This is a genomic window from Pandoraea anhela (assembly GCF_902459655.1).
Taxonomy (GTDB): Bacteria; Pseudomonadota; Gammaproteobacteria; order Burkholderiales; family Burkholderiaceae; genus Pandoraea; species Pandoraea anhela.
Genome location: NZ_CABPSB010000003.1, coordinates 142850 through 168863 on the forward strand (window position 1 = coordinate 142850; position 26014 = coordinate 168863).

The following is a 26014-nucleotide window of genomic DNA, read 5'->3' on the forward strand; positions in this document are numbered from 1 at the left end:
TCACCGAGTCGAGCGTCAATGACGGACAATCTTCCCCCGGCCGCGATGGCCAAAAGCGCGAGCAACCTTGCGGCGCAAATCTATGTGCAGTTGAAGACGGATATCTTCGATTTTCGTCTGCTGCCCGGCGACCGTTTCAGCGAAGGCGATATTGCCACGCGCATGCAGGTGAGCCGCACCCCGGTGCGCCAGGCGCTGTTCTGGTTGCAGCGCGAGGGGTACGTCGAAGTGCACTTTCGCAGCGGCTGGCAGGTGCGGGCCTTCGATTTCAAATACTTCGAAGACCTCTACGAGATCCGGGTGATGATGGAGACGACCGCGATTGCGAAGATCGTGGCGTCGGACGCGGCGTCGCGTCTGGAGGCGTTACGCGAGACGTGGTGCGTGCCGGTGAAGCAGCAACTGGAAGATTCCGCGACCGTGGCCGCCATGGACGAGGCGTTTCACGCGCGGCTCGTGGCGGCGGTGGGCAATCAGGAGATGGCCCGCATGCATGAGGAAGTGACGGAGAAGATTCGCATCATTCGCCGGCTGGACTTCACCAAGAAACCGCGCATCGCCGCGACCTACAAGGAGCACGGCGCGATTCTCAAGGCGATCTTCGCGGGGGATGCGGCGCTCGCGCAGCAGATGATCGGCGCGCACATCGCGGAGAGTCAGGCGGAGGTCAAGCGCATCACGTTGTACATGATGCAGGCGGCGCGGGAGCGTTATGCCGCGCGGGAGGGGCGTTGACCGGGTGTCGCAGCAGGGGCGACAAATCGCGGCACGGGAGTAACGAGAGCGCGGCAGCGTGCCACAGCGACACAGCGGCGGTGCGGGAGACCGTTCGGTCATCCCGCCGTCTGTCTTGCGATCTCGCGTAACGTCGCGTCGGCCTTGACGGAACACCGGCGGATTACCGACGGAATACCGACTGGATGTCGGCCGAACGTTGAACCGGCGTCTCGACAACGCTGAATCAACGTCCGATCACCGTCGGTTCGGTCGATCCGATCAATGATGGTGATGCTTGCGATGACCGCGACGCTTGCCGCGGTAATGGTCGTCGTCGTACGAGCTGGAGCGCGACATGTTGCCGCCGAGCGCAGCGCCGGCGCCACCGCCGACCGCCGCGCCGATCAGGCCGCCCGAGCGGCCGCCCATCGCGTTGCCTGCGGCCGTACCGGCGCCGCCGCCGAGTGCGCCACCGATGATCGCCCCCGTGCGCTCGCGACGGTTCGACGTCATCGCGCCGCCGGCGCCACCGCCGACAGCACCGCCCAGCACCGCACCGGTGCTGCCGCCCAGCGCGCCGCCGACGGCCGCACCTGCCACGCCGCCCAGCGCACCGCCGAGGGCATTGTTCATATCACCGGCCGTCGCCGTCACGGAAGTCGTTGCAGCCAGCGCGGCGATGGCCACCATCGGGAAAATTCGCTTGAACATGAGTCTTGAGTAAGATTCGAATTGACGCGAGGCAAGTATAAAGACGCGCCGTGGCGCCGCCGTGGGTCCAATGTTTCACTTCTCGTAAGGCGGGTAACAAAGTGTTTCGGCACGTGCAATCGCCGTCAATTATCGATATCCGATCCGTCCACTAAGTCCAGCGCCTCTCCGGCTTCCCCCGCTTCCCCCGCTTCCCCGGCCTCTGACTCCGGGCCGTCGACGCCCGAGCGGCGTCGCGATCCGACCTTCATGTCCGCCACGTAGCGATACAACTGGGCCGCCGCCGGCGAGAGCGGTCGCGACTTGCTGCGGATCATGCCCACCCGGCGCGTGACCACCGGATCGATCAGCGGCACGCTCGTGAGCACCGGATGGTCGCCACCGGGCATTGCCATCGTCGGCACCGCCGCTACCCCCAGCCCCGCCTCGACGAGCCCGATCATCGTGGTGACGTGCTGCGTCTCACAAATGCTCGGCGGACGCTGCGGCAGCCCGGTCAGCGCCTGATCGAGCAGCAACCGGTTGCCCGAGACCTTGCCCACGGTGATGTAGTCGTACTCGTAAAGCTCGCGCCATGTGACGCGTTTCTTGCCCGCGAGCGGATGATCGCGGCGGCACGCAGCGACATAGCGCTCCTGCAACAACAGCTTGAACTCGATGTTCGGCTCCTGGCTGCCGATGAAATTCAGCCCGAAATCGGCGTCTCCGTTCACTACGGCCGCCAGCACTTCGTTGGCGCTCGCGTCGAGCACCGAGATCCGAATGCGCGGGAACGCCTTGTGATAGCGCGAAATCACCTGCGGCATGAAGTAATACGCGGCTGACGGCACACAGGCGATCGTCACATGTCCGAGGCTCGATGACGCGACATCGCGAATGCCGAGCAGCGCGTTATCCAGATCGTCGAGAATCCGTTCGGCGTCGCGGGCGAATGCGCGGCCGACGTTGGTCAGCGCCACGCGCCGCGTGCTGCGCTCGAAGAGCTTCACACCGAGCGCGTCTTCGAGCTTGTCGATGCGACGCGACAGCGCAGGCTGGGAAATGTGGATCGATTCGGCGGCGCGGCGAAAGCTCGCGAGTTGCGCCACCGCGCGAAAGGCCTGCAAATCGTTCAGATCGAAGTTGATCGCCATGACATGGGGGGGTGAAAGCCGTGCAAGTGCCGACGGGCGGCAAAAAACGAGGGGTGGCGTCGGGGGACGGCCCGTGAACGTCTGGATGTGCCGACACCCTTGCCAACCGGGGCTGTGAGCGGTGTCCGGGGTTCCCGGAGTGTAACGTGTTACCGCTCGGTTGGTGCATTAGCCATCGTACGATTGATAGCGTGTGCGCATCAATCCTTCCAAAAATTGCAATTCACAAGCGTGGAACTTCCGGCGCACCATTGGCGGCTGATTAAAAAGCGTCCGTGACGGCCCGACACGTCCCTGGCAGAGACGCGATGCGACGATTATTGGCGGTCCGACCCCCCGGGCCGCAGGCAACACGGAGACAGCGCATGTCACAGCGCCCCCAAGACGCGGTTTCGCGTCGCCCCTCGAAAGCCGGCGCAGTCCTGCGCGTTACGGCCGGTAACTTCCTCGAGCAGTTCGATTTCTTCCTGTTCGGTTTCTACGCCACCCAGATTTCCCGCGTCTTCTTTCCGACGGACAGCGAATTCGCGTCGCTCATGCTGACCTTCGCCGTGTTCGGCGCGGGCTTCCTGATGCGCCCGCTCGGCGCCATCGTGCTGGGCGCATACATCGACAACGTGGGTCGGCGTAAAGGTCTGGTCACGACGCTGGCCATCATGGCGAGCGGCACCATCCTCATTGCATTCGTGCCCGGTTACGAAACCATCGGCCTGGCTGCCCCGGTGCTGGTGCTGATCGGCCGCCTGCTGCAAGGTTTCTCGGCCGGCGCCGAACTCGGCGGCGTGTCCGTGTATCTCGCGGAAATCGCCACGCCCGGCCGCAAGGGCTTCTACACCAGCTGGCAGTCGGCCAGTCAGCAGGTCGCCATCGTGGTGTCGGCGGCGCTCGGCTTCATGCTGTCGCTCACGCTCACGGCGCAGCAGATCGCATCGTGGGGCTGGCGTCTGCCGTTCCTCGTGGGCTGCATGATCGTGCCGGTGATCTTCGTGCTGCGCCGTTCGTTGCAGGAAAGCGACGAGTTCAAGCAACGCAAGCGTCATCCGTCGGTGAAGGAAGTGTTCCGTTCGATGGCGTCGAACCTCGGGGTTGTGATCGGCGGCACCATGCTCGTCGCGCTGACCACCACGGCGTTCTATCTGATTACCGTCTACGCGCCGACGTTCGGCAAGAGCGTGCTGCACCTGTCGAGCGCCGACGCGCTGCTCGTCACGCTGTGCGTGGGGGTGTCGAACTTCATCTGGTTGCCGATCGGCGGCTCGCTCTCGGACCGTATCGGGCGTCGCCCGGTGCTGCTGTTGTTCGCTGGCCTCACGCTTGTGACGGCTTACCCGGTGCTCTCGTTCCTCGTGCAGGCCCCGAGCTTCACGCGCATGCTGGTCGCGTTGCTGTGGCTGTCGTTCCTGTATGGCATGTACAACGGCGCCATGATCCCGGCGCTGACGGAAGTCATGCCCCCGGACGTGCGCGTCGCGGGCTTCTCGCTTGCGTATAGCCTGGCGACGGCGCTCTTCGGCGGCTTCACGCCCGCACTGTCGACCTACCTGATCCACGCCACGGGCGATAAAGCGGCCCCCGGCTACTGGATGAGCTTCGCGGCACTGTGTGCGATCTGCGCGACGTTGGCGCTGTACCGTGGCCGTCGCGGCGATCAGGGACGCAGCCCCACGGGACTGGCCGCCGGCTGACGCCGGCCGACAGCAGCAGGCGCGGCCCGGACATCGCGGCGCGCCTGCGCTTCGTCAGGGCCCGTTTTGTCATGTACTTGCCGGATGCCATTCCGCCTCCGGCGTCATCAAAAGCAAAATTCTCAGAGACAACATCATGAATATTCCTGGTGCCCCGGCGCGTGTGCGCTCGGTCCGGCGTCGGCTTGCCGCTGTCGGTGCGGGCGTCGTCATGGCGACGCTGTTCGGCATGGCTCCCGCCCGTGCGGAAGACCTGCGTGTGATGAATTCCGGTGGTTTCACGGCGGCCTACAAGCTGCTGCTGCCGAAGTTCGAAGCGGCCAGCGGCGATCACGTCGACACGGCGTGGGGCCCGTCGATGGGGCGCGCGCCGGAGGCGATCCCGAACCGGCTGGCGCGCGGCGAGACGGCCGACGCGGTGATCATGGTCGGCTACGCGCTCGACGATCTGATCAAGGCAGGCAAGGTGCGGCCGGATTCGCGAGTGGAACTGGCCGATTCGCGCATCGGCGTGGTCGTGAAAGCGGGGGATGTGGTGCCAGACGTCAGCACGCCGGAGAAGCTCCGGGCGGCCCTGCTCGCAGCGAAGTCCGTGGCCTATTCGGACAGCGCCAGCGGCGTGTATGTCGAGCGCGAACTGTTCAGGAAGCTGGGCATCGCCGCCGAGATGCACGGCAAGGCGGTGATGGTGCAAAAGACACCGGTGGCCGAGAAGGTCGCGGCAGGCGACTACGCCCTGGGTCTGCAACAGGTGAGCGAACTGCTGCCGGTCAAGGGGATTGCCTATGCAGGCAAGATTCCCGAGTCGCTGCAATCGGTCACGCGCTTTGCCGGTGGCGTGCCGGTGACGGCCCCGCATCCGGACGAGGGCAGAAAGCTCCTCACATACATGGCTGCGCCGGCAGCGGCCAAGGATGTCGAGTCCACCGGTCTGGATCCGCTCGCGCACTGATCGCTCGTCGATCTCGATGCGAGGGTCCGATGGATCTGTTGGTAACGCAACGCGGCCCGGGGTTTCCCGGGCCGCGTTGCGTTTGGGGTGTCGTCTCATGCAACGCGGGGGCGCGGCGACGGTTCGGCATTCGCCGCCGGTTTGACCGAGAATGACGTATCAGACAACGGCGTCGGACCGGACGACGCCACCCCCAAGGAGAGAGAGACATGGCCTCAGTGCCGCCCCGGCCTATCCCATTGGCGGATGCCGACGTTTCGGGCGCCGTTTCCGACACCGCCCTGAACGACATCGTTGCGCTCGACGCGCTGTCGCTGTCCAAGGCCATTCGCGAGCGACGCGTGTCCTGCCGCGAAGTGATGCAGGCGTACCTCGCACACATCGCGCAATACAACCCTGCGGTGAACGCCATCGTGTCGCTGCGCGACACCGCGACGTTGCTGGCCGAGGCTGACGAGCGCGACCGCCAACTCGCGAACGGCGAGTCTCTCGGCTGGATGCACGGCATGCCGCACGCGGTGAAGGACCTGGCATCGTGCGCGGGGTTGCCCACGCGCAAGGGCTCGCCGCTGACTTCCGATGCGCCCGACACGCAGGACAGCATCAGCGTCTCGCGCATTCGCGCTGCGGGCGCGATTTTCATCGGCAAGACCAACGTCTCCGAATTCGGCCTCGGCTCGCACAGCTATAACCCGGTCTTCGGCGCCACGCGCAACGCTTACGATCCCACGCGCATCGCCGGGGGCAGCAGCGGCGGGGCGGGGAGCGCGCTCGCCCTGCGCCTGTTGCCGGTGGCTGACGGCAGCGACATGATGGGCTCGCTGCGCAACCCGGCGGCGTTCGGCAACGTCTACGGCTTGCGGCCATCGCAGGGCCGCGTGCCTTACGGCCCGGCCCCGGAAGTTTTCGTGCAGCAACTGAGCACGGAAGGACCGATGGGGCGCACGGTCGCAGACGTCGCGCAATTGCTCGTCACGCAGTCCGGCTTCGACGCCCGTAGTCCGCTCTCGCTGGCCCACGACGCGTCGCATTTCCCGAGTCTGCTGCAACGCGATGTCAAAGGGTTGCGGCTCGGCTGGCTCGGTGACTATGACGGCCATCTGCCGATGGAAGACGGCGTGATGGCGCTGTGCGAGGCGTCGCTCCACGACTTCACGGCGATGGGGTGTGAAGTCGAAGCCTGTGCGCCCGACTTCGCGCCGGACCGGCTCTGGCAGACGTGGCTCACGCTGCGTCACTGGATGGTGAACGGCTCGCTCGGCGAGATGTACGCCGACCCGGCGCGTCGCGGCAAGCTCAAACCCGAAGCGCAATGGGAGGTCGAAGGCGGCGGGTCGCTGAGCGCCGCGCAGGTGTTTCGTGCGTGCGTCGACCGCAGCGAGTGGTACCGCTCGCTGGCGCGTCTGTTCGAGCGTTACGATTTCCTGCTGCTGCCGTCGGCGCAGGTGTTCCCGTTCGAGGTCGAGACGCACTGGCCGGCGTCGGTGGCGGGCAAGACGATGGACACCTACCACCGCTGGATGGAAGTCGTGATCGGGCCGACGCTGGCGGGCCTGCCGGCCATCAGCGTGCCGGTCGGGTTCGACGCGCGCGGGTTGCCGATGGGCTTGCAGATCATCGGCCCGGCGCAAGCCGATCTCGCGGTGCTGCAACTGGCGCATGCGCATGAACAGCAGACGCGGTGGGTGCGACGTCGCCTGCCCCCGATGCTCGCCGGTGGCCGTTGATCTCATCGACCCATCGACCCATCGCCACCCATCGACACCCATCGACACCCATCGACACCCATCGCCGCTCATGAGCGATCAGTGTCGCGATCAAGCAGGAAGGAACAGGCCGCGCGAGTCAGGTCGGGCGCGCGGCCTTTGCATGAGCGCGCAGTGGTTTGAGCAATTCGCCCAGCGCGTTGTGATCGATTTCGTGCATGAGGGCGAGCAGACGACCGATCTCGCCCGGCGGGAAGCCTTCGCGGGCGAACCAACTGAGGTAGTTGCCCGGCAGATCGGCAATCATCGTGCCCTTGTGCTTGCCGTACGGCATGGGCGTGGTTACGAGACGCATCAGGGCGTTGGCGTCGAAATCCGGCATGGTTCAGGCGCGAGCGCAGCGCGCAGGACTGAGGCAAAGCGTCACGCTATCACAGGTGATGGCGTGACGTGCCCCGTACTCAGACCTTGATCGGAAAGCGCTTGTCGAACGTCGGCTTCACGTCGAGCGGTTGACGCAGCAGGCCGACCTGCGAGTAGAAGTCGGCGGTGCGTTGCTGTTCGGCGACGAGCGCGTCGTCGATGTTGCGCCATTGGGTGGCGCGTCGGGAGAACTGGAGCCTGGCCGCTTCGGGCGGAATGCCGATGATGCGCGCCATCGCGGCGGAGAACGCATCGATGTGCTGGTACGACCAGACCTGTGCGCGCACCACACGGGCGAGGAAGTCGCGCAACACCTCCTGTTTCGCGGCGATGGCGGCGTCCGTGGCGGCGAGATAGCTCAGGCCGGACCAGAGGCCACGGCCATTCACGAGCACCCGTGCGCGTTGCGTCGTCTCGGCCACGGCCGTATACGGTTCCCACGTTGCCCAGGCATCGACCGATCCGCTCGCCAGCGCCGTTACGGTGTCGGCCGGCGGCAGGAAGCGGAAGTTGACGTCCGTCGGCGCCAGACCCGCGGCTGTGATCGCCTTGAGCGTGACGAAGTGACCGATGGAGCCGCGTGTCGTGCCGATGTTCTTGCCCTTGAGCTCGGCGGCCGTGCGCAGTGTCGAATCGGGACGCACCAGCACGGCGGTGCCGTAGGCGTCCGAGCGGTTCGCGCCGATGATCTTGATCGCGGCGCCGGCGGAGAGCGCGAAGATCACCGGGGCGTCGCCGATGGGGCCGCAGTCGACCGCGCCCGCATTGAGGGCCTCGGCGAGCGGCGCGGCGGCGGGGAACTCCGTCCACTGGATGTCGTAGGGCAGTTGCTTGAGCGCGTCGGCGGCTTCGAGCAGCGCGCGCAGTCCGCCTTTCTGATCGCCTGCCTTGAGCAGGGGACGGCCCGATTGGGCAAACGCGATGCCGGGCGCGCCCAGCGAGGCGAGTGTGGTCACGGTGCCTGCGGCGCTCGTCGTGGTGAGGTACTGCAAGAAGCGGCGTCGGGAAATCGTCATGGTGAAAGCCTGTGATAAATCGCAAAAAACGTGGGTAAAGTCGAGGCGCACATCGAGATCGTCGAGGTCGTCGAGGTCGTTGATCTCGTTGAGCTCGTTGAGCTCGTTGAGCGGACGATGCGAGCGTCAGTGCACGAAACCGCCTTTGACGAAGCGCACCGGGTCGTCGTCCATCTGGCGCAGCGTGGCCGTGAGCGGATCGCGAGGGGCGGTCGTGTCGCCGTCGGGCAGCGCGGTCGTGGTGGTGCACATCAGGCCACCGTCGGCCCAGCCGCGACGTCCCGCCGGGGCGAGTGCGCGCAGCCAGCCGTCGCGATCCGCGAGCCATTCGGTGCCTGCGAGCGCCGAGCTCGATGTGCCGGCGATCTGTGCGAAAACCTGCCATGCCTCGGGCGAATCGGCGATGCAATCCGCACGGGTGCCGAACAGCGGGGTGACGTTGGCCGGCTTGCGCTCGGACGCAGCGCTGACCTTCCGGATGCCGGCGGTCGGTGTCTGCGCCGTGTCGGATCGAATCAGCAGTGTGAGAAAGCGCGGGTCCTCGAACGGTGGCGGATGCGCGGCGTCTACGGCGACCACGCGCACGCGCTGACGGCCGCGCCACGCCTCGACGGGCCGGTCCGCGCCGTTGGCGCACTTCACCGCGACGGACGGCAAGGCAATCGGCACGGGCCAACTGCCGCCTGCGGCCATCCCGGCCGACGCCGAGAGCACACGCATGTAGTCGAGCGCGGCCCAGACTTCGCGGTCGCTCAGCCGCCCGAGAAAGCCGGGCATGGTGACACCCTGTTCGTCGCGCATGCCGTACAGCACATGCCAGAAGAGTTCTCCGTCGGCACGGCGGCTCAGCAGCGCACTCGCCATTGTGGGCGGCCACCGCCTGAGCGTGCCGGCCAGCGGCCCCTCTCCGCGCCCGTCTGCGCCGTGACACGCCGCACATTGCGCGGCATAGACCCGCGCACCGCGGGCAATGCTTTGCACGGTGAATCCGGTCGGACTCGTGTGGAAACTCGTCGGCACGGCGGCGGTGAGCCAGAGCGACGGCGAAGGCCACGGGGCGAGGGCGAGGGCGCCGATGGCGGCTGCCGTCAGCCAGCGCCAGGCACGTCGCCGGAACAGGGCGATTGTCAGGCAGAGGAGTGCGAACGCGATGGCGGCGAGCATCCACGCGAATTGCCGGGCGAGGGACACGTCGATGACGAGGTTCTCTCCGGCGATGCGCGACGCCCACGGCCACGACGGTGCGCCGTGCGAGTCGTCGGTAATGCCGAGCGCGTACAACGCGCTCAGCCATGTGGACTGGACGAACTGCAACGCCTCAAGCAGTGCGTTGAGCCAGAGATGAGAGGGCGGCGATGTCATCGACGCCCCGCCCCGCGAGGACGGCCCGATGACGACCGCCGCGTCATCGCCGACGTCAACATCAACGTCATCGTCATCGACGACGGGCAACGACGAACGGTGACTCGCCCTGAGATGTGATTCACCACAGCCACGACAGCGACAACATTACCAACTTGCATCGAGCCCCAGATGTCGGAGCGCTTCGTGGCGCAGTTCGGTAATGCGCGCGTCGCCGCGATGGCGCGGATACGGCAGATCGACGTGCAACTCCGCCACAATGCTCGCCGGACGTGGGCTGAAGACGATCACGCGCTGTGCGAGAAACAGGGCTTCTTCCACATCGTGCGTGACGAGCAATGCGGAGAATCCGGCGCGCTGCCACAAGTCGACGAGTTCGCTTTGCATCGCCAGCCGGGTGAGCGAGTCGAGCTTGCCGAGCGGTTCGTCGAGCACCAGCAGACGGGGATCGTTCACGAGCGCGCGCGCGAGCGCCACGCGCTGGGCCATGCCGCCGGAGAGTTGGTGCGGGAAAGCGTCGGCGAATTCGGACAAGCCCACGCGCGCCAGTGCGGCGTCCACGCGCGCGCGTTCCTTCGCGAGCACACCGCGCGCTTGCAGACCGAGCGCGACGTTATCGCGGACCGTGCGCCAGGGATAAAGCGTCGGATCCTGGAACACGACGATGCGCGACGGATCGGGACGCGTAATGGCGGCGCCGTCCTGCGTGATCGCCCCGCGCGTGGCCGTCTCCAGTCCCGCGACCAGACGCAGTAACGTGGATTTGCCGCAGCCGCTCGGGCCGAGCAGCGCCACGAACTCACCGGGCGCGACGCGCAGATCGACGCCGTCGAGCACCTGCAACGGCGCCTGCCGGGTGCCGAACCAGTGGCTCACCCCCTGAATGTCGATCTGCGCGCCGGTGTCGTTGGCCGACGCCGGTCGGGCGTCGGGGCGAGCGGTCGATGCCGGTGTGTCGGGGGCGACACCGGCGAACGTCGGAGAGGAAGTGGCGTAAGTGGCGGAAGTGGCAGAAGTTGAGGAATTGGCGGCGCTTACCATTTGACGGTTCCTTTCTGCCAGGCGAGCGCGCGATCGCGCACGGTGAAGAGCAGGGTGATGACGCCGGAGAAGAGCAACGCCATGACGATGAGCGCGGCGTACATGTTCACGTACGACGCCCAGCCCTGCGCCCATGTGAGATACCAGCCGAGCCCGGATTTCACGCCCATCATCTCGGCGGTCACGAGCACCGAGAACGACGCGCCCAATCCCATGAACAGCCCGACGAAGACGTTCGGCAGCGCGGCCGGAATCGCTACGCGCAGCACCAGAAACGCTTCGGACGCCCCGAGTGTGCGCGCCACGTCGTAGTAGCTCTTGTTGACGCCTGCGACGCCCGACCACGTCAGCACGGCCACGGGGAAGGCCGTCGATAGCGCGATGAGGAAGGCCGCGGCGGAGTAGCTGGAGGGGAAGAAGTAGAAGGTCAGCGGCAGCAGCGCGGTGGCCGGCACGGGGCCAAGCACGCGCAGCACCGGATGCACCCAGTAGCCGATGGCGCGCGACCAGCCGATCGACACCCCGATCAGGAAGCCCGCCACCGCACCGAAACCGAAGCCCAGACCGAGCAGCTTGAGCGTGTTGACCGCGCTGTCGCCGAGGCGTCGCCAGTCTTCGGTGTAGACCTCGATGAGCGCCTGCGGCGGCGCGAAGAACGGTGTGGGCAGCGTACCGGTTTTGGCGGTCAGCATTTCCCATGCGGACAAAGCGATGGGAATGGCGACGAGCCACGGTCCCGCACCGCTTAGCGCTTCGCGCAGTCGCAGCAGCGGCGGCGTGGCGCGTCCCGCAACCGACAGCACGGCCAGCAGCGCGGCGACGACCAGCGCGAACACGCCCAGTTCGTCGGTGAACGCCCAGTCCGCGAAACCCACGACCTTATTGGGCCAGCGCAGGGTGAGCGAGCCGAAGGCTGCCCACGCGAGTGCGGCGGCAAAGCCTGCGCCCCACAGCGCCGAGGCGCGCGGCGCGGCGAACAACTGGTCGATTTCGGTTTCGTCGAATCGGCGCAGCGGGGAGGCAGCGGGCAACGCTGCCACGCGCCGCGCGTTTCCTTCCACCTGCTCCGTCAGTTCCAGCGCACCGGCGGGCGACGCGCCGCGCAGTGCTGCATTGTCGAGAATGGCACTCATGATGGTTTATCCGAAGGGGCAGCGTCAGCCAAGCACGTTGGCGTAGACGTGCTGCGCGAGTTTTTGCGGATCGGTCGACTTCTTGAGTACGCCGATGCGGCGGAAGTCGTCGGCGAAGTACGCGATTTCGTCGCGCAGATCCGCACCGGTCGGGTGATGGGAGTAGGTGAGCGTGGCGTAGAGCTTGCGCAGGTCGTCGGGGCTGATCTTCGGCGAATACTTGGCGAAAATCTTTGCGGCCTCGTTCGGATTTTCGTTGACGAATTCCGTGGCCTGCACGATGGAGCGCGCCAGCGCGCTTGCCGCCGCACGGTCGTTGCGCACCAGATCGCCGCGCGCGCCGATCACGCAGCACACCTTGCGGGCATATTCGCCGCTCAGGTTCGTCGCCAGCTCGACGTAAGCGCCGTTGGTGCGCTTTTCCAGCAGATACAGGTTCGGATCGCCGTCCGCAATCGCCTGAATTTCGCCTTTGTCGACCGCCACGCCGAGCAGGTCGGCCGGATACTGGCGCCACGTGATGTCGCGCTCGGCATCGATGCCGTTCTTCGAGAGCAGAATCTGGAAGAAGTGCTTGCCCGGCGCTGCCAGATCCGACACGCCGACGGTCTTGCCCTTGAGCGCAGCGAGCGACGTGATGCCGGCCGCTTTCGAGCCCAGCAGACGCACGCAGCCGCCGTGCGAACTGCCGATGATCTTCACGTCGAAGCCCGATTCGAGCGGCTTGAGCCAGCGGTGAATCATGCCCACGGCGGCGTCGGCCTTGCCCGTGGCGATGGATTCGAGCAACTGGTCGGTCGAGCCGCTGTAGTTGATCAGATCGACCTGCAAGCCGTTCTTCTCGAAGAAGCCGCGCTCCTGCGCCGCGACGATGGGCGTGAGGCAGAACGAGTTCTGGTTCCACGCGAATGTGAGCTTCTTCGGTTGCGACCATGCCTGACGGCCAAGCAGCAGCGCCGGTGCGGCCAAGGCAACGGCGGCGCCCGCGCGCAGCACCTTGCGGCGCCCGGCGTGCGCCGGGGTGGCGAGGCTGGCTGACTTATCGGTGTGGCGGAACTTCATGGATACGACTCCCCTGTTGATTTGTGATGTTGGTAGGCGGCTATCGATGACTCTCGGTGACGCTCGATGACGATCCAAGGGCACCGAGCAGGCGCGCAAAAACCGTCAGTCGAGCAGATCCGGCTCGTCCTCGACGAGTCCTTCGTACAGGCTCTCGAACGAATACAGCGCGCCCTCGGGGCCGCCGACCTGGCTGTGCGTGTGACGTGCGGTCGCCTCGTCGATCGGCTGCGGCGTGCCGGCCGCTTCGGCGAGCAACTGCGTGTGCGCGGCGTTCTCCAGCGCGATGTACCACCATGCTGCGGCCTCGACGCTCGGGCCCGCCGTGAGAATGCCGTGGTTCTTCAGAATCACGCCCTTGACCGTGCCGGTGCCGTCGGGCTTGTTCAGCGCGCGGGCAATGCGGTTGCCTTCGCTGTCGTCGACCACCATGCCGGTGAAGTCGTCGAACAGGGCATGGTCTTCGAAGAAGCCGCAGGAATCCTGCGTCAGCGGGTCCAGCGCGCGACCCAGCGTCGACCACGCTTTGCCGTAGGTCGAGTGGGTGTGCGCGGCGGCGACCAGATGCGGATGCGCTTCGTGAATCGCTGCATGAATCGCGAACGCCGCCTTGTTGAGCGGACGCTCGCCCACGACCGTCTCGCCCCTGGCGTTCACGAGCAGCAGGTCGGAGACCTTGATGCGCGAGAAGTGCACGCCGAGCGGGTTGACCCAGAAGTGATCGGTCAACTCGGGATCGCGTGCGGTGATGTGGCCGGCCAGACCGAGATCGAAGCCATGACGGGCGAAGATGCGAAACGCTGCGGCCAGACGTGTCTGACGATGGCGGCGCTCGGCCAGGATGTCGCTGCGCACGGGGGGTGCATCGAACCAGAAGCGCTGCTGCGGTGCGGCATTGAGCACAAGGCCGGTGGGTGTGGTGCGGGTGTTCGGCGTAGCGGTGTCGGCCGGGGTACGGCCGAAGCTGTGGGTGTCGACGGGCAGAACGGCAGCCATTGAGTTTCTCCTTGGCGTCGAGTGGGGAGCGATGACGGCGAACGCGCGTGGCGCGCTCAGGCCGCGCGGCGTGTGGCGTCGCGCTGACGGTCGCGCTCGGCGACCAGCGTGCGCAGACGCGGAATCAGTTCGCGGCCATAGTCGATGGCGTCGCCCAGCGGATCGAAGCCGCGAATGAGGAACGTCGTGACACCGAGGTCGTAGTAGTCGAGCAACGCGTCGGCGACCTGCTCCGGCGTGCCGACGAGTGCGGTGGAGTTCGAGCGGCCGCCGATGAGCTTGGCAATCTCCGTCCACAGCACCTTGTCCAGACGTGCGCCCTTGTCGGCGGCGGCGAGCAGGCGTCGTGCGCCCTCGCTTTGCAGCGCCGAGCCCTGCGGCAGACCGGCCGCCTCGCGAATGGCTTTGGCCTGCGCCAGAATCTTGTCGGCGCGCTCCCACGCCTTCGCTTCCGTCTCGGCCAGAATAGGACGGAACGACACGGAGAAGCGCGGCACGCGGCCATGAACGGCAGCCGCAGCGCGCACGCGCGTGGTGATGTCGCGCACCTGATCGAGCGATTCGCCCCACAGCGCATAGATGTCGGCGTGTTTGGCCGCAACCTGCAATGCGGCTTCCGATGCGCCGCCGAAGAAGATCGGCACGTGCGGCTGTTGCACCGGTTTGACCTCGGAGAAGCCCTGCTTGAAGCGGTAGAACTTGCCGTCGTGATCGAACGGCGTGTCTTCCGTCCAGATGCGGCGCAGAATGCTCAGGTACTCGTCCGTGCGCGCATAACGCTCGTCGTGCAGCAGGAAGTCGCCATCGCGCTGCTGTTCTTCGTCGGAGCCGCCGGAGATGAAGTGAACGCCGAGGCGTCCGCCGCTGAACTGGTCGAGCGTGGCGATCTGACGTGCGGCCAGCGTCGGGGCGACGAAGCCCGGACGATGTGCGAGCATGAAATGGATGTTCTCGGTCACGGTCGACGCGTAAGCGATCGTGAGCGTGGCCGACGGACTGGTCGAATGATGCGGCACGAGAATACGGTCGAAACCGGACTGCTCGTGAGCGCGCGCGAAATTGCGCACGTAATCCCGGTCCACGGCAGGGCCACGCTTGGGGTGTATTTCGGATTGCTTACTGCTTTGAATCATGCCGATGATCTCGACGCTCATGACGCTCTCCATTTTTTGACGGGGGACGCGTGCACGGCGACGTGGGTCGGGTTGCGCTACACGCCCATCGATCGGAACAGACGGTGAATGGGAGTGAGCCTACGCAAACAATGTTCGGTCGTTAAATAATCATTTCCGCAAAGATTATTCGATATGGATGGTTGGGCGCGGCCACGCCGGGCCTTACGCTATGGGCACTGCTTCACCGACACCATGACCGACACGCCGTGACGCGCAAAAGGCGCCGAACGCGTATTTGCTTATTCCAAAATCATGTCTTCTTCCGGTCTCGCACCTTCCGGGGCGGTGCTGCCCCTGCCGCGTGCCGACGGCCCCGCACGCCTGGCTCAACTGGACGCGCTGCTGCCGCCCATCACGCGCGCGCTCGCCGAGGGCGCGGCGTCGCTCGATCGCGATGCGCGGTTCCCGTTCGATAACTTCGCGCTGTTGCATCGTCACGGCCTGATCGCCGAAATCGTGCCGCGCGCCGAGGGCGGCGGCGGTGGCGGGTTGGCGACGGCGCGTCGCATCATCGGCGCCGTCGCCGCCGGCGAATCGGCGACGGCACTCGTGCTGACGATGACGTATCTCCAGCATCGCTCGCTGGTTCGCACCAGCACGCGCTGGCCCGAAGCGCAACGTCGCGCGGTGTTCGAGAGCGCGGTGCGCGACGGCGCGCTCATCAACGCGCTGCGTGTCGAGCCCGATCTCGGCACGCCTGCGCGAGGCGGTTTGCCGTCGACCACGGCACGGCGTACCGAGACGGGCTGGCGTCTGTCCGGACGCAAGCTGTATTGCACCGGCATTCCGGGGCTACGCTGGCTGTCGGTCTGGGCGCGAACGGACGAAGCGGAGCCGCGCGTCGGCGTGTTTCTCGTGCCGCGTCCGGTGGGCGTGCCAGGGCCGGAAGCTTCGCCCGATCGTCCCGGTATCCGCGTCGTGCAGAATTGGGATCACCTTGGCCTGCGCGCGTCCGCAAGCCATGAGGTCGTTCTGGAGGATATCGATCTGCCGTTCGGCAACGCCGTCGACATTCGGTTGCCGGGCGAATGGGCGCCGGCGGGCATCGGTCAGCGAGACAACGACGCGCATATCGAGCAGCAGGCGTGGATGAGCGTGTTGCTCGGCACGCTGTACGACGCGCTCGCGCGCGCCGGCGTCGATTGGCTCGTGACGTTCCTCAACACGCGCGTGCCGGGCAATCTCGGTGCGCCGCTCGCGACATTGCCGCGCGTTCAGGAGACGGTGGGGGAAATCGCCGCGTTGCTGCATGTCAACCAACGGTTGCTCGATGCGGCGGCGCGCGCGGCCGATGCGGGAGACCCCGATGACGATATTGCCAGCGGTGCGCTAAAGTTCACGGTGACGGGCAACGCGATCCGGGTGCTCGAACTCGCCTTGCAGTTATCGGGAAATCACGGGCTCTCGCGCAACAACCCGCTGGAGCGCTATCATCGCGACGTGCTGTGCAGCCGCATTCACACGCCGCAAAACGACACCATTCTGAGTGCTGCCGGCCGGCGGACACTCGCTGCTTTCCGGGAAACGGCATGACAGGTACGACCGAAGTGCTGGATGGCATCGCCTTGTCGCGCGATTTGCCTGCACACGATTACGACGCCCTCGATCCGCTGCGCACCTTCGTCGCCGCGTTTTCGCGGCTGCTGGAGCGGCGTCCGCACGAGACCACGCTGCTCGAAGAAGGGGCCGGACTGCTGGCGCAGCTCGTCGCCCGCGACGACTGGCTGCCCAAGGCGTTCGCCACACCCCATCCCGAGCATTACCAACAATATCTGCTGCACTGCGATTCGGCGCAACGCTTCTCCATCGTGAGTTTCGTGTGGGGGCCGGGCCAGCGCACACCGATTCACGACCACACCGTGTGGGGGCTGATCGGCATGCTGCGCGGCGCGGAAGACTCGCAGCCGTACGTGCTCGACGCGCAAGGCGTGCCTGTCGTCGCAGGCGAACCGGTGCGTCTGGTGCCGGGCGACGTCGAGGTGCTCTCGCCGCGTCTGGGCGACATTCACCGCGTGAGCAATGCTTACGACGACCGCGTGTCGGTGAGTGTCCACGTCTACGGTGCGAACATCGGCGCGGTGCATCGCAGCGTGTTCACCGAGTCGGGCGAGCGCAAGGGTTTCGTCTCCGGTTACGCCAACGCCCGGTTGCCGAACCCGTGGGGCAAGGCCGCGCCGCCCGCCGACCGACAATAGACGCTTGCCGCGTCTGTAGAACGCTATACGAGCCATCAGGCTTCGACCTCCGACGAATTCAAGGAATGACCGTGTCCGACCAACCGACCCAAGCACCGACGCTTGCCCCTGCCGACGCATCGCCGCAGACCGCGCACGCCGCGTTCGCCGAAGTGACCTATGCCGACGTGCGCGCCGCGCTGCTCGCGCGTGAAGAAATCGCGCTGCTCGACGTGCGCGAAGAAGACCCGTTCGCGCAAACGCACCCACTGTGGGCGGCGAACCTGCCGCTCTCGCGCGTGGAAATCGACGCCTGGGCGCGCATTCCGCGTCGCGACACGCGCATCGTCGTCTATGGCGTGCACGACGGCGAGGACCTCGCGCCGCGCGCAGCGGCCGTGCTGCGCAAGCTCGGCTATACCGACGTCAACCTGCTCGCGGGCGGCCTCGACGGCTGGACGGCTGCGGGCGGCGAGGTGTTCCGCGACGTGAACGTCCCCAGCAAAGCCTTCGGCGAGTGGGTCGAAGGGTTGCGACACACGCCGTCGCTCTCGGCGCAGGAAGTGCAGGCGCTGTTCGATGCCGAGGCGGACGTGGTCGTGGTCGACGCGCGGCGCTTCGACGAATACCAGACGATGAACATTCCCGGCTCGACGAGTGTGCCCGGCGCGGAGCTGGTGTTGCGCGTGCGCGAACTCGCACCGGACCCGGCCACGCGGGTGATTGTCAATTGCGCGGGACGCACGCGCAGCATCATCGGCACGCAGTCGCTGGTGAACGCCGGGCTGCCCAATCCCGTCGCCGCGCTTCGCAACGGCACCATCGGCTGGACGCTCGCCGGCCAGACGCTGGAGCGTGGCGCCGACCGCCGTCATCCGGCCACGGTGCGCGACGCGACGCTGGCCGTCGCCCGTGAGGGCGCGCGCGCCGTGGCAGATCGTGCCGGGGTCCGTCGCGTTGCGCTGGCCGACGTGCCGTCGCTCGACGCGCCGGGACGCACCGTCTACCGGTTCGACGTGCGCACGCCGGAAGAGTACGCGGCCGGCCATCTGCCCGATTTCGCAAACGCACCGGGCGGGCAACTCGTGCAGGAGACCGATCATCAGGCGCCGGTGCGCGGCGCATGGATCGTGCTGGCAGACAATGACGGCGTGCGCGCCGACATGACCGGCTCATGGCTCGCGCAAATGGGCTGGACGGTGTACGTCGTCGAGCCGCACGGCGACGAAGCGCGCAGCGCACAAGGCGGCTGGCCGCTCCATACGCCGAGCGCCCCGGACGTGGCGACGGTCACGCCCGCGCTGCTCGCCCGGTGGCTCGCCGACGCCGCGCCCGGCCAACTCGCGGTGCTGGACTTCACCTCGGGTGTCAACTACGTCAAACGCCATATTCCGGGCGCGTGGTTCGTGATTCGCGCGCGTTTGGCGCAGGCGCTGCGCAAGATCGGTCCCGCGCAACGCTACGTGCTCACGTGCGGCTCCAGCTTGCTGGCGCGCTTCGCGGCGGCCGACCTGCGTCGTCTGACCGACGCTGAAATCGTGGTGCTCGACGGCGGCACGCAGGCGTGGATCAACGCCGGGTCGCCGCTCGAATCGGGGGAAACGCATCTGGCCAGTGCGCGCGACGATCGGTATCGTCGTCCGTACGAAGGCACCGACAATGCGGCCGAAGCCATGCAGGCGTATCTCGACTGGGAGTTCGGTCTCGTCGACCAACTGCATCGCGATGGGACGCATCACTTTCAGGTGGTGTAAGGGCTCCGGGGACGGGAGACGCCGACCGTAACCTGCGGCACCTGGGCAGTCGTGCTTAGGAAGCAGTGCTTAGGAAGTGAGACCGGGGAGCGAGATCAGGAAGTGGGGGTTCCCAAGGAAAGCGAGGGGGCTTGCGCGAGGGCCGTTGCAAGCCGGGGGGCTGCCTCGACCGCGCACCCGTGGCATACTCCCGAACTTCCAGAGCCGCTGCCTCCCGCGCCCGCATACCAAGGCATGTCCTTGTCAGTTCCCGGGTGCCGACCGGCGCTGCGGCCGATCCGTCCCCGAACCGAACATGCCATTGCAGCGCATCATCGCTCGCCTTGCCCGGCCGTTGGCCGGACTCACCGCACAGTCCATCCACATTCCGTACGCGTGGGTGTACCACGAGCCCGACGTCTTCATGCAACGCACGTCGTCGCTCACTGTCGCCAAAAAATACCTGCACCGGCGTTTGCGTCTCGTCCTGAGCGGACAGGCGAGCCGCGAGGTTCGCCATGTGCCGCCGGACGCGCGCGTGCTCTGGATTTACGGCGGGAAGTCGTCGCTCGGCGACGCGATCATGGACCTGTCCGGTCGTGCGCTGCTGCGCGGGCGCGAGGCGCCGATCGATCTGCTGATCGCGCCGGGTTTGAAAGCCGTCTTCGAAGGCGACGATATTTTTCGTAACGTCTTTAGCGATCCCGCACAGGTGAATCCGACGGACTACGACGTGATCGTGCTTCAGGAGTTCAACTATCCGACGTTGCGCCTGAAACGCAAATCCTTTCCCGCGCTGCCGTTCGCCTGCCTGTTCCGTTACTTTCACGGCCCGGACCGCAATCAGACACAGTTCAGTCTTGCCGCCGTCAACGACGTTTTCGGGTTGGGGCTCGCACCGGACGACCTGCTTGCACGCGCGAAGCCGTATCTGCGCGACGAACCGGCATTGCCGCAAGCCCTTGCGCAACGGTTGCCGCACGGGGCGTTTCTCGCGCTCGCGATGGGCGGCGTCGAGCCGCGTCGCACCTACGCGCATTGGCGCGAGTGCCTTCAGGCCTACGATGCGGCCTACCGACCCGGCATGCCCGGCGGCATCGTCCTGCTGGGTTCCGGCAACGGGGTCGAGGCCGCCCGAACCCTGCTGGCGGCGCCGTTTCTGAATTTGCAGGTGGTGTCGTTCGTCGGCGAACTGACGTTGCGCGACACCAAGCGTGTGATCGCGAACGCATCGCTGTTCGTTGGCGCGGACGGCGGACTGATGCACGTGGCGCACACCACCCGAACCCCGAGCGTGGCCCTTTTCGCAAAGAACGAGCCACCTTATCTGCGGCTCACGCCGCTGTGCCGATCTACGCCGCTGCAAACCGATTCCGACGTCAGCGCGCTGGATCCCGACAGGCTTGCCGAGACGATCGTCACTACGCTGTCAAACCCTCTTCCCTGCCAAAACTAAGGCGTTCCGGGCATGCCCGGGCACCCGGTTTTCTGTCGCATTTCCACCACGAAAGACACGTCACCTGTCAACGTTTACAGGTGACGAAGTCTTATCCAGCACCTATGTTCCGACGAAACACGGGCGAATTTGCATCATTTTTCCCGTTTTTCTGACGACGTATTAGCATCCACCCAGTCGTTTGCTGCGTGTGTTTCGACGGTCTCCGAAGTGAGGCGCGTCACACACCGGTCGAAGGCAGGTCGCCAGGGCGAAGGGGCTGCGCCAGGGTAGTGCGTCGTGGAGTTGTTGTCGTTGCTGCGCGTCGTTCCTTCGGCAAGGGAGGCCTCGTCATGCCTACGTCACACGTCTTCGCTCCGCGCCAGCGCATCATGGCATCTGCCATCGCGCTCGCCCTCACGTCCTTGGCCGTTTCCGCGCAGGCCGACACCGTCGACGGCAGTACGCGGACCGTCACCGCCCCAGGCAATCCAAACGAAACCTACACCGTCTTCAATGGCGGCAAGCTCACCCTTCAGAGCGGCACGTCCACCAACTGGATCTATCTGGACGGGACGGTGACGCCGGCGCGAGGCGCCTCCCATCTTCGCGCCGATGGGGCGACGATCATCGGGAGTATGCTCTCGGGCGGGACGCTGGTCGCGGCGCTGCGGATCCTGAACTCCGACGCGACGATCAACAACTCGACCATTACCAGCACGACGCAGGCGGGCGTGGCCCTCACGGGGCAAGTCGGCAGCGGACTGGTGGCGCCCACCGCCACGATCACGAACAGCACGATCTCGGGCAATCAGTTCGGCGCGTCGGTGTCGTCGAACGGCATACTCACGCTCAACAACTCCGACGTCAGCGCTGGCACGGGCGCCGTTGCCGGACTCAACGGCGGCGTGGCCAACTTCGATTCGACGGTGGTCGTCAACGGCGGCAAGATCAGCGGCAATCTCTCGGGGGTGCTGGCTGCCACGTCCAATCTGGGCAACACGAACTCGTTGACGACGATCAATGGCGCGACCGTCACCGCCGCCAACGGCGCGGCAATACTGGCAGAGCCGGGGCGCAACGCCGGCGCGTTCTTCGGACACACGGCCAACATCCTCGTGCAGAACGGCTCGACGCTCACCGGCAGCAACGGTTTCGCCATACAGGCGTTGGGGCAGATCACGGCGAATGCGACGATCGACAATTCGAACATCACCGGCAATGTGGGCAGCGACGGCACCGCCACCCTCAACCTCACGCTCCAGAACAACGCCACGCTCACCGGCGATCTTCAGAATCTGAATACGCTCGCGGTGAACGCCGGCGCGACATGGCGTCTCGTGACCGCCAGCACGGTCGGTACGACGACGATGAACGGCGGCACGATCGACATTCCGGGCGCCGCCGCCGGGACCGGCACCTACCGCACGCTGACACTCGGCTCGCTGTCCGGTAAAGGCAACTTCCTCATGGGGGTGGGCTTTCCGGCGCATACCGCAGACGTGATCAACGTGACGGGAAATGCGGCAGGGAGCTACCAGCTGAGCATTCCCAGCACCGGGCAAGAACCCACGGATCTCTCGCCCCTGACGGTCGTGAAGACGGGGGGCGGCGACGCCACGTTTGCGGTGAAAAGCATCAAGGTCGATGCCGGGACCCGCACTTACCTTCTCGCCAAACAAGGCAATAACTGGGCGTTGGTGACCGATACCAATCAGGGGATCGACGAGGTACCGACGGACGGCGGCGGCACCGACGGCGGCACGGGCGGTGGCGGTGGCGGCGGCGACAGTGGCAGCCCGCCTGTGGGCGGCGAACTGTCACCGAGCGCACAACTCGTGCTGGGCATTTCCAGCGCCGGGCCGACCGTGTGGTACGGCGAAGAGGCCATTCTGCGCACGCGGCTCGGTGAGCTTCGCATGGGCGATCAGAGCAACACCGGGGTATGGGCACGCACCTTCGGTAAGCAGTACCACGCCAAACCGACCAACTCGGCGGATTACCGGCAGACGCAATACGGCGTGATCGGCGGCGCCGACGGTGTCGTGGGCGAGGCGTGGGGCGGCAAATGGCTCGTCGGCGCGATGATGGGCACGAGCCACAGCAAGCTAACGTTCGACAACGGCTCGACCGGCGGCGTGAACAGCTATACCGCCGGTTTGTATGCCACCTGGCTCTCCGCGGCCGGCTGGTACTTCGACGGCGTGGTGAAGTACAACCACTTCCAGAACGACGCCAACGCGATCATGAGCGACGGCGTCGGGGCGATCGGCAGCTTTAACAACAACGGCGTCGGGATGACGCTCGAGTTCGGTCGCCATCTCGAATTCGGCAATCGCTGGTTTATCGAACCTTACGTGCAGACATCGATGCTGCGTGTGGGGGGCGACAGTTTCACGCTGTCCAACGGCATGACGTCGACCACCTCCAGCACGGGGTCGGTCCAGTTGCGCGTGGGGGCGGCGCTCGGCAAAACCTTCGAGCTGGCGGGCGGCATGGTGCAGCCCTATCTGAAACTGGCGGTGGTTCAGGAATTCATCAAGAGCAACCAGACCAACATCAACGGCATCGTGTTCAACAACGATATCTCCGGCACGCGCGTGGAGTTTGGCGCCGGGGTGGCCGGGCAGGTACGCCGCAATCTGCAACTCTATGCCGAGCTGGAAACCAGCACCGGGCGTCGAATCAATCAACCCTGGGGCGCGCAGGTCGGCGTGCGGTACACGTTCTGACGAACTTTCCGGCGCCGCCGGTCGCACCGACCGGTATCGAATAACACGCCGGGGGCACATCGGCGTATTCAAACTGCGCCGACTCAGCATGCGCAGTCGGCTTCCTGTGATGGGAAGCCCCTCACAACACCTCGGCTTGCCCCGAGGTGTTGTTTTTTGTGGCGCTCGCGCACGTCGGCTTTCTCGGCAACGGCCTGACACGAATAGGTGGGGCACAAAATCAGTTTTTGCGTCTTTTGCATCAAAAAAGCGTGACATTCGATGAATTTCGGTGAATTGTGATGAAGTTGATCGTATATGATAGGTTTTTCGCGGATTTGACGCATATCTTTCGCCTCGTTGTTAATAACTTAGCGAAGGATCACCCGTCATGTCCCATGTGTCTTCTTCCCGGCGTTTTGCGATGCGTGCGATACCTGCATCGATTCTTGTCGCCCTGTCAACGTACGCAGGTTCGGCAAAAGCCATCGATATCAGCTGTGCGGTTATCCCGATCAACTGCCTGATCAACATCGTCACGCCTCAGCAGGCGAACGGCAGCGTTATCACCGTACGGAACAATGGCCGTGCGCTGATCTCCGGTTTGGCCGGCGGTGAGACGAGCCCGCAGTATTTGCATATCAATATCGGTGGTTCGGTCGAAGCGTCGAATTTGATATTCCGGGGCCCTGGCAGCGATACGCCTTACGGACGTGGGCTGGTGTCGGTGAGCGACGGCAGTCAGATGTTCATGTCGAATTCACGCATCGAGGCCCGGCCTGGGGACTTCAGCGTGGGGGGGGCGGAGGCGGTCGGTCTATGGGTGTTTCGCCGCACGCGTACCGAAGAGACGAATCGCCCGTCGGTGGCCCACCTCGAAAATGTCGACGTCTCCGGCGTGGGCCGCGCGGTGATCATCACCGGCGCCAGCCAACTGGAAATGACCGGGGGAAGCGTCACGTCGACGTTCGCCACCGGGCCGATCGGCGCCGCTGTTCAGGTGACCGATTCGAACTTCAATACGTTCGGCACCAAGATCAATGGTTTCTATAACGGCATTGTGGTGACGACCGACCCGATGATGAGCGCCAATGAACCATTTCATTCGTCGCGGCTCATTCTTGCCAACTCGGAAATCACTTCGGGCCAATCGTCGGCCATCCGTATCGACCGTCAACGCCTCGGCCACGACGACACGCGCATTTCGGTAGTGCTCGCCAATGACACGAAGGTGAATGCCGGCAACGGTGTGATTCTCGAAGCAGGTTTCGATCAGCGTTACCTGAAGCCTTTCGAACTGGATGTTGCGGTCGATAACAGCAAACTCGAAGGCGACTTCAAGTTCAATACGCAGGTCGATAGCGATCTGCTGCTCACGAACAATGCGGAAGTGACCGGGCGTATCGAAGGCGTCAAGCTGCTGCGTCTGGAAGACGGCGGTCAGTGGCGTCTGGTCGAAGACACGACCGCCACCACCGTGACGATGGCCGATGGTGTGATCGACATTCATGGCACGGCCACCGACGGACAATACCGCACGCTCGATATCGGATCTCTCTCCGGCGAGGGCGAGTTCCGCATGCAGACCAACCTCGAAACCGGCGAGTCGGATCGTCTGAATCTGACCAACGGCGATTCCACCGGCAATTTCCGTCTGGCGGTGAAGAACGTCGGTACGGAGGCACTGGTGCCCGTGGAAGGGCTGGTGTACGACGCCGGCGGCAACGCGCAGTTCGCCATCGTCGGCGACAAGGTCGACCTCGGCGCCTACTCGTACTCGCTCGAAAAGCAGCAAGTCGACGGCCAGACCGTCTGGCAACTGGTGCGCGACGGCGGTACGTCGATCTCGACCGATACCGTGATGGGTGTGGTCGGCGCCACGCCCACGGTATGGTTGGGCGAAATGACGACGCTGCGTGCGCGTATGGGCGAGATGCGCCTGCACGAGCCGAAAGACGGCGGTGTCTGGGCGCGTACGTTCGGCAACCGCTACAACGCCAAGCCGGCGTCGGGTCAGGGTTACAGGCAGGACCAGTGGGGCGTGCTCTTTGGCGCCGATCGCGCTGTCGCACAAACGCAGAACGGCACGTGGTATGCGGGCGCGATGGCCGGCACGAGCACCAGCAATCTGAAGTTCGGGGTGGGCTCGAACGGGGCCATCGAGAGCTACACCGTCGGCGGTTACGCCACGTGGATCGGCAAGAACGGCTACTACTTCGATGGCGTGCTCAAGTACAACCGTTACAACGCCGAGCTCAACGCGCGCATGCGTGATGGTGTCATGAGCGCCGGCGAATACAGTAACAACGGCTTCGGTGCGTCGGCGGAATTCGGTCGTCGCCTGGGATTCGGTAACGGCTGGTTCGTCGAGCCGTATGCCCAGGTGGCCGCCATGACGGCAGGCGCTGCCGACTTCTCGCTCGATAACGGCATGGTGGCGCGTTCGTCGCGCACCACGTCGATTCAGACGTCGCTCGGTGCGACGCTGGGCAAGACGTTCGAGACGTCGAAGGGCACCTTTCAGCCGTACGTGCGCGCTGCTGTGATTCAGGATTTTGCAAAGAACAACAAGGTCACGATCAACGGCAACGAATTCAATAACGATTTGTCAGGCACACGGGTGGAAGTCGGTGCGGGTCTCGCCGCACAGATGCAGAAAAATCTGCAGGCATATCTTGATGCTTCTTACTCCGGCGGCAAGCGTCTTGATAAGCCCTGGGGCGTGAACGTAGGGGTGCGTTACACGTTCTGACCACCGGCTTGACGTGGTGCGAGGAATGGGATCCCCTAACCCTGTTTCTCGGCCTTTTGCCCTGCGCAGCTTCGTGCCGCGCAGGGTTTTTTTTCGT

The 26014-nt window shown here is 65.4% G+C and carries 20 protein-coding genes; 10 read left to right on the forward strand and 10 right to left on the reverse strand.

What is annotated here, in order from left to right; translation table 11 throughout:
- Positions 1–18 precede the first annotated feature (18 nt).
- Positions 19–735 carry a GntR family transcriptional regulator gene (locus tag PAN31108_RS06030; protein WP_150667988.1) on the forward strand — a complete coding sequence of 239 codons (717 nt, stop codon included), beginning with the start codon at positions 19–21 and terminating at the stop codon, positions 733–735.
- A gap of 261 nt (positions 736–996) precedes the next feature.
- On the opposite strand, the gene PAN31108_RS06035 is transcribed toward PAN31108_RS06030, so the two are convergent.
- Complete coding sequence (locus PAN31108_RS06035) at positions 997–1428, reverse strand: hypothetical protein (RefSeq protein ID WP_150667989.1); 432 nt, start codon at positions 1426–1428, stop codon at positions 997–999.
- A 125-nt stretch (positions 1429–1553) separates the two neighbouring features.
- A complete protein-coding gene (locus tag PAN31108_RS06040; protein WP_246183806.1) occupies positions 1554–2561 on the reverse strand; it encodes a LysR family transcriptional regulator in 1008 nt (335 codons plus the stop codon).
- A gap of 365 nt (positions 2562–2926) precedes the next feature.
- Here PAN31108_RS06040 and PAN31108_RS06045 point away from each other — a divergent pair, with 365 nt between their 5' ends.
- The 3 genes from PAN31108_RS06045 to PAN31108_RS06055 all read left to right on the forward strand — a co-directional run bounded on the left by PAN31108_RS06045 (position 2927) and on the right by PAN31108_RS06055 (position 6925).
- Positions 2927–4246 (forward strand): MFS transporter, encoded by a 1320-nt coding sequence (locus PAN31108_RS06045; protein WP_150667990.1) that lies wholly within the window; start codon positions 2927–2929, stop codon positions 4244–4246.
- A gap of 211 nt (positions 4247–4457) precedes the next feature.
- Positions 4458–5198: a substrate-binding domain-containing protein gene (locus PAN31108_RS06050; RefSeq protein ID WP_174994886.1), complete on the forward strand. Its 741-nt coding sequence runs from the start codon at positions 4458–4460 to the stop codon at positions 5196–5198.
- A 209-nt stretch (positions 5199–5407) separates the two neighbouring features.
- Complete coding sequence (locus tag PAN31108_RS06055; protein WP_150667992.1) at positions 5408–6925, forward strand: amidase; 1518 nt, start codon at positions 5408–5410, stop codon at positions 6923–6925.
- 118 nt (positions 6926–7043) lie between these two features.
- Here the strand turns inward: PAN31108_RS06055 and PAN31108_RS06060 are convergent, their stop codons facing one another.
- The 8 genes from PAN31108_RS06060 to PAN31108_RS06095 all read right to left on the reverse strand — a co-directional run bounded on the left by PAN31108_RS06060 (position 7044) and on the right by PAN31108_RS06095 (position 15091).
- The gene (locus tag PAN31108_RS06060) at positions 7044–7286 is read right to left on the reverse strand and encodes a DUF3820 family protein (protein ID WP_150667993.1); all 243 of its coding nucleotides are present in this window, start codon (positions 7284–7286) and stop codon (positions 7044–7046) included.
- 79 nt (positions 7287–7365) lie between these two features.
- Positions 7366–8343: an ABC transporter substrate-binding protein gene (locus PAN31108_RS06065; protein ID WP_150667994.1), complete on the reverse strand. Its 978-nt coding sequence runs from the start codon at positions 8341–8343 to the stop codon at positions 7366–7368.
- 126 nt (positions 8344–8469) lie between these two features.
- Positions 8470–9705 (reverse strand): c-type cytochrome, encoded by a 1236-nt coding sequence (locus tag PAN31108_RS06070; protein WP_150667995.1) that lies wholly within the window; start codon positions 9703–9705, stop codon positions 8470–8472.
- Between the two features lie 147 nt (positions 9706–9852).
- Complete coding sequence (locus tag PAN31108_RS06075; RefSeq protein WP_150667996.1) at positions 9853–10746, reverse strand: ABC transporter ATP-binding protein; 894 nt, start codon at positions 10744–10746, stop codon at positions 9853–9855.
- A complete protein-coding gene (locus PAN31108_RS06080) occupies positions 10740–11879 on the reverse strand; it encodes an ABC transporter permease (RefSeq protein WP_246183807.1) in 1140 nt (379 codons plus the stop codon). Before PAN31108_RS06080 ends, PAN31108_RS06075 begins: the two co-directional genes overlap by 7 nt.
- Positions 11880–11903: 24 nt before the next feature.
- Positions 11904–12941, reverse strand: coding sequence for an ABC transporter substrate-binding protein (locus PAN31108_RS06085; protein WP_150667997.1), 1038 nt, complete (start codon positions 12939–12941; stop codon positions 11904–11906).
- Positions 12942–13046: 105 nt separating this feature from the next.
- Positions 13047–13937, reverse strand: coding sequence for a class II aldolase/adducin family protein (locus PAN31108_RS06090; protein ID WP_150667998.1), 891 nt, complete (start codon positions 13935–13937; stop codon positions 13047–13049).
- A 56-nt stretch (positions 13938–13993) separates the two neighbouring features.
- On the reverse strand, positions 13994–15091 hold the full coding sequence (locus PAN31108_RS06095) for an LLM class flavin-dependent oxidoreductase (protein WP_150667999.1): 1098 nt from the start codon (positions 15089–15091) through the stop codon (positions 13994–13996).
- Positions 15092–15364: 273 nt separating this feature from the next.
- Between PAN31108_RS06095 and PAN31108_RS06100 the strand changes: the two genes are divergently transcribed.
- The 6 genes from PAN31108_RS06100 to PAN31108_RS06125 all read left to right on the forward strand — a co-directional run bounded on the left by PAN31108_RS06100 (position 15365) and on the right by PAN31108_RS06125 (position 25917).
- The gene (locus PAN31108_RS06100) at positions 15365–16645 is read left to right on the forward strand and encodes an acyl-CoA dehydrogenase family protein (protein ID WP_150668000.1); all 1281 of its coding nucleotides are present in this window, start codon (positions 15365–15367) and stop codon (positions 16643–16645) included.
- Positions 16642–17307 carry a cysteine dioxygenase family protein gene (locus tag PAN31108_RS06105; protein ID WP_150668001.1) on the forward strand — a complete coding sequence of 222 codons (666 nt, stop codon included), beginning with the start codon at positions 16642–16644 and terminating at the stop codon, positions 17305–17307. Before PAN31108_RS06100 ends, PAN31108_RS06105 begins: the two co-directional genes overlap by 4 nt.
- Before the next feature lie 65 nt (positions 17308–17372).
- A complete protein-coding gene (locus tag PAN31108_RS06110) occupies positions 17373–19040 on the forward strand; it encodes a rhodanese-related sulfurtransferase (protein WP_150668002.1) in 1668 nt (555 codons plus the stop codon).
- Between the two features lie 295 nt (positions 19041–19335).
- Entirely contained in the window at positions 19336–20475 is a 1140-nt protein-coding gene (locus PAN31108_RS06115; protein WP_150668003.1) for a glycosyltransferase family 9 protein, read from the forward strand.
- A gap of 332 nt (positions 20476–20807) precedes the next feature.
- Positions 20808–23186 carry an autotransporter outer membrane beta-barrel domain-containing protein gene (locus tag PAN31108_RS06120; RefSeq protein ID WP_150668004.1) on the forward strand — a complete coding sequence of 793 codons (2379 nt, stop codon included), beginning with the start codon at positions 20808–20810 and terminating at the stop codon, positions 23184–23186.
- Between the two features lie 403 nt (positions 23187–23589).
- On the forward strand, positions 23590–25917 hold the full coding sequence (locus PAN31108_RS06125; RefSeq protein WP_174994870.1) for an autotransporter outer membrane beta-barrel domain-containing protein: 2328 nt from the start codon (positions 23590–23592) through the stop codon (positions 25915–25917).
- Positions 25918–26014 lie beyond the last annotated feature (97 nt).

Excerpts from the sequence above, each read along its gene's own strand:
- PAN31108_RS06065 (WP_150667994.1), bottom strand. The coding sequence starts at position 8,343 with ATGACGATTTCCCGACGCCGCTTCTTGCAGTACCTCACCACGACGAGC.
- PAN31108_RS06040 (WP_246183806.1), bottom strand. The coding sequence starts at position 2,561 with ATGGCGATCAACTTCGATCTGAACGATTTGCAGGCCTTTCGCGCGGTG.
- PAN31108_RS06085 (WP_150667997.1), bottom strand. The coding sequence starts at position 12,941 with ATGAAGTTCCGCCACACCGATAAGTCAGCCAGCCTCGCCACCCCGGCG.
- PAN31108_RS06105 (WP_150668001.1), top strand. The coding sequence starts at position 16,642 with ATGACAGGTACGACCGAAGTGCTGGATGGCATCGCCTTGTCGCGCGAT.
- PAN31108_RS06035 (WP_150667989.1), bottom strand. The coding sequence starts at position 1,428 with ATGTTCAAGCGAATTTTCCCGATGGTGGCCATCGCCGCGCTGGCTGCA.
- PAN31108_RS06125 (WP_174994870.1), top strand. The coding sequence starts at position 23,590 with ATGCGTGCGATACCTGCATCGATTCTTGTCGCCCTGTCAACGTACGCA.
- PAN31108_RS06030 (WP_150667988.1), top strand. The coding sequence starts at position 19 with ATGACGGACAATCTTCCCCCGGCCGCGATGGCCAAAAGCGCGAGCAAC.
- PAN31108_RS06100 (WP_150668000.1), top strand. The coding sequence starts at position 15,365 with ATGTCTTCTTCCGGTCTCGCACCTTCCGGGGCGGTGCTGCCCCTGCCG.
- PAN31108_RS06060 (WP_150667993.1), bottom strand. The coding sequence starts at position 7,286 with ATGCCGGATTTCGACGCCAACGCCCTGATGCGTCTCGTAACCACGCCC.
- PAN31108_RS06090 (WP_150667998.1), bottom strand. The coding sequence starts at position 13,937 with ATGGCTGCCGTTCTGCCCGTCGACACCCACAGCTTCGGCCGTACCCCG.
- PAN31108_RS06120 (WP_150668004.1), top strand. The coding sequence starts at position 20,808 with ATGCCTACGTCACACGTCTTCGCTCCGCGCCAGCGCATCATGGCATCT.
- PAN31108_RS06080 (WP_246183807.1), bottom strand. The coding sequence starts at position 11,879 with ATGAGTGCCATTCTCGACAATGCAGCACTGCGCGGCGCGTCGCCCGCC.
- PAN31108_RS06075 (WP_150667996.1), bottom strand. The coding sequence starts at position 10,746 with ATGGTAAGCGCCGCCAATTCCTCAACTTCTGCCACTTCCGCCACTTAC.
- PAN31108_RS06070 (WP_150667995.1), bottom strand. The coding sequence starts at position 9,705 with ATGACATCGCCGCCCTCTCATCTCTGGCTCAACGCACTGCTTGAGGCG.
- PAN31108_RS06095 (WP_150667999.1), bottom strand. The coding sequence starts at position 15,091 with ATGAGCGTCGAGATCATCGGCATGATTCAAAGCAGTAAGCAATCCGAA.
- PAN31108_RS06055 (WP_150667992.1), top strand. The coding sequence starts at position 5,408 with ATGGCCTCAGTGCCGCCCCGGCCTATCCCATTGGCGGATGCCGACGTT.
- PAN31108_RS06050 (WP_174994886.1), top strand. The coding sequence starts at position 4,458 with ATGGCGACGCTGTTCGGCATGGCTCCCGCCCGTGCGGAAGACCTGCGT.
- PAN31108_RS06115 (WP_150668003.1), top strand. The coding sequence starts at position 19,336 with ATGCCATTGCAGCGCATCATCGCTCGCCTTGCCCGGCCGTTGGCCGGA.
- PAN31108_RS06110 (WP_150668002.1), top strand. The coding sequence starts at position 17,373 with ATGACCGTGTCCGACCAACCGACCCAAGCACCGACGCTTGCCCCTGCC.
- PAN31108_RS06045 (WP_150667990.1), top strand. The coding sequence starts at position 2,927 with ATGTCACAGCGCCCCCAAGACGCGGTTTCGCGTCGCCCCTCGAAAGCC.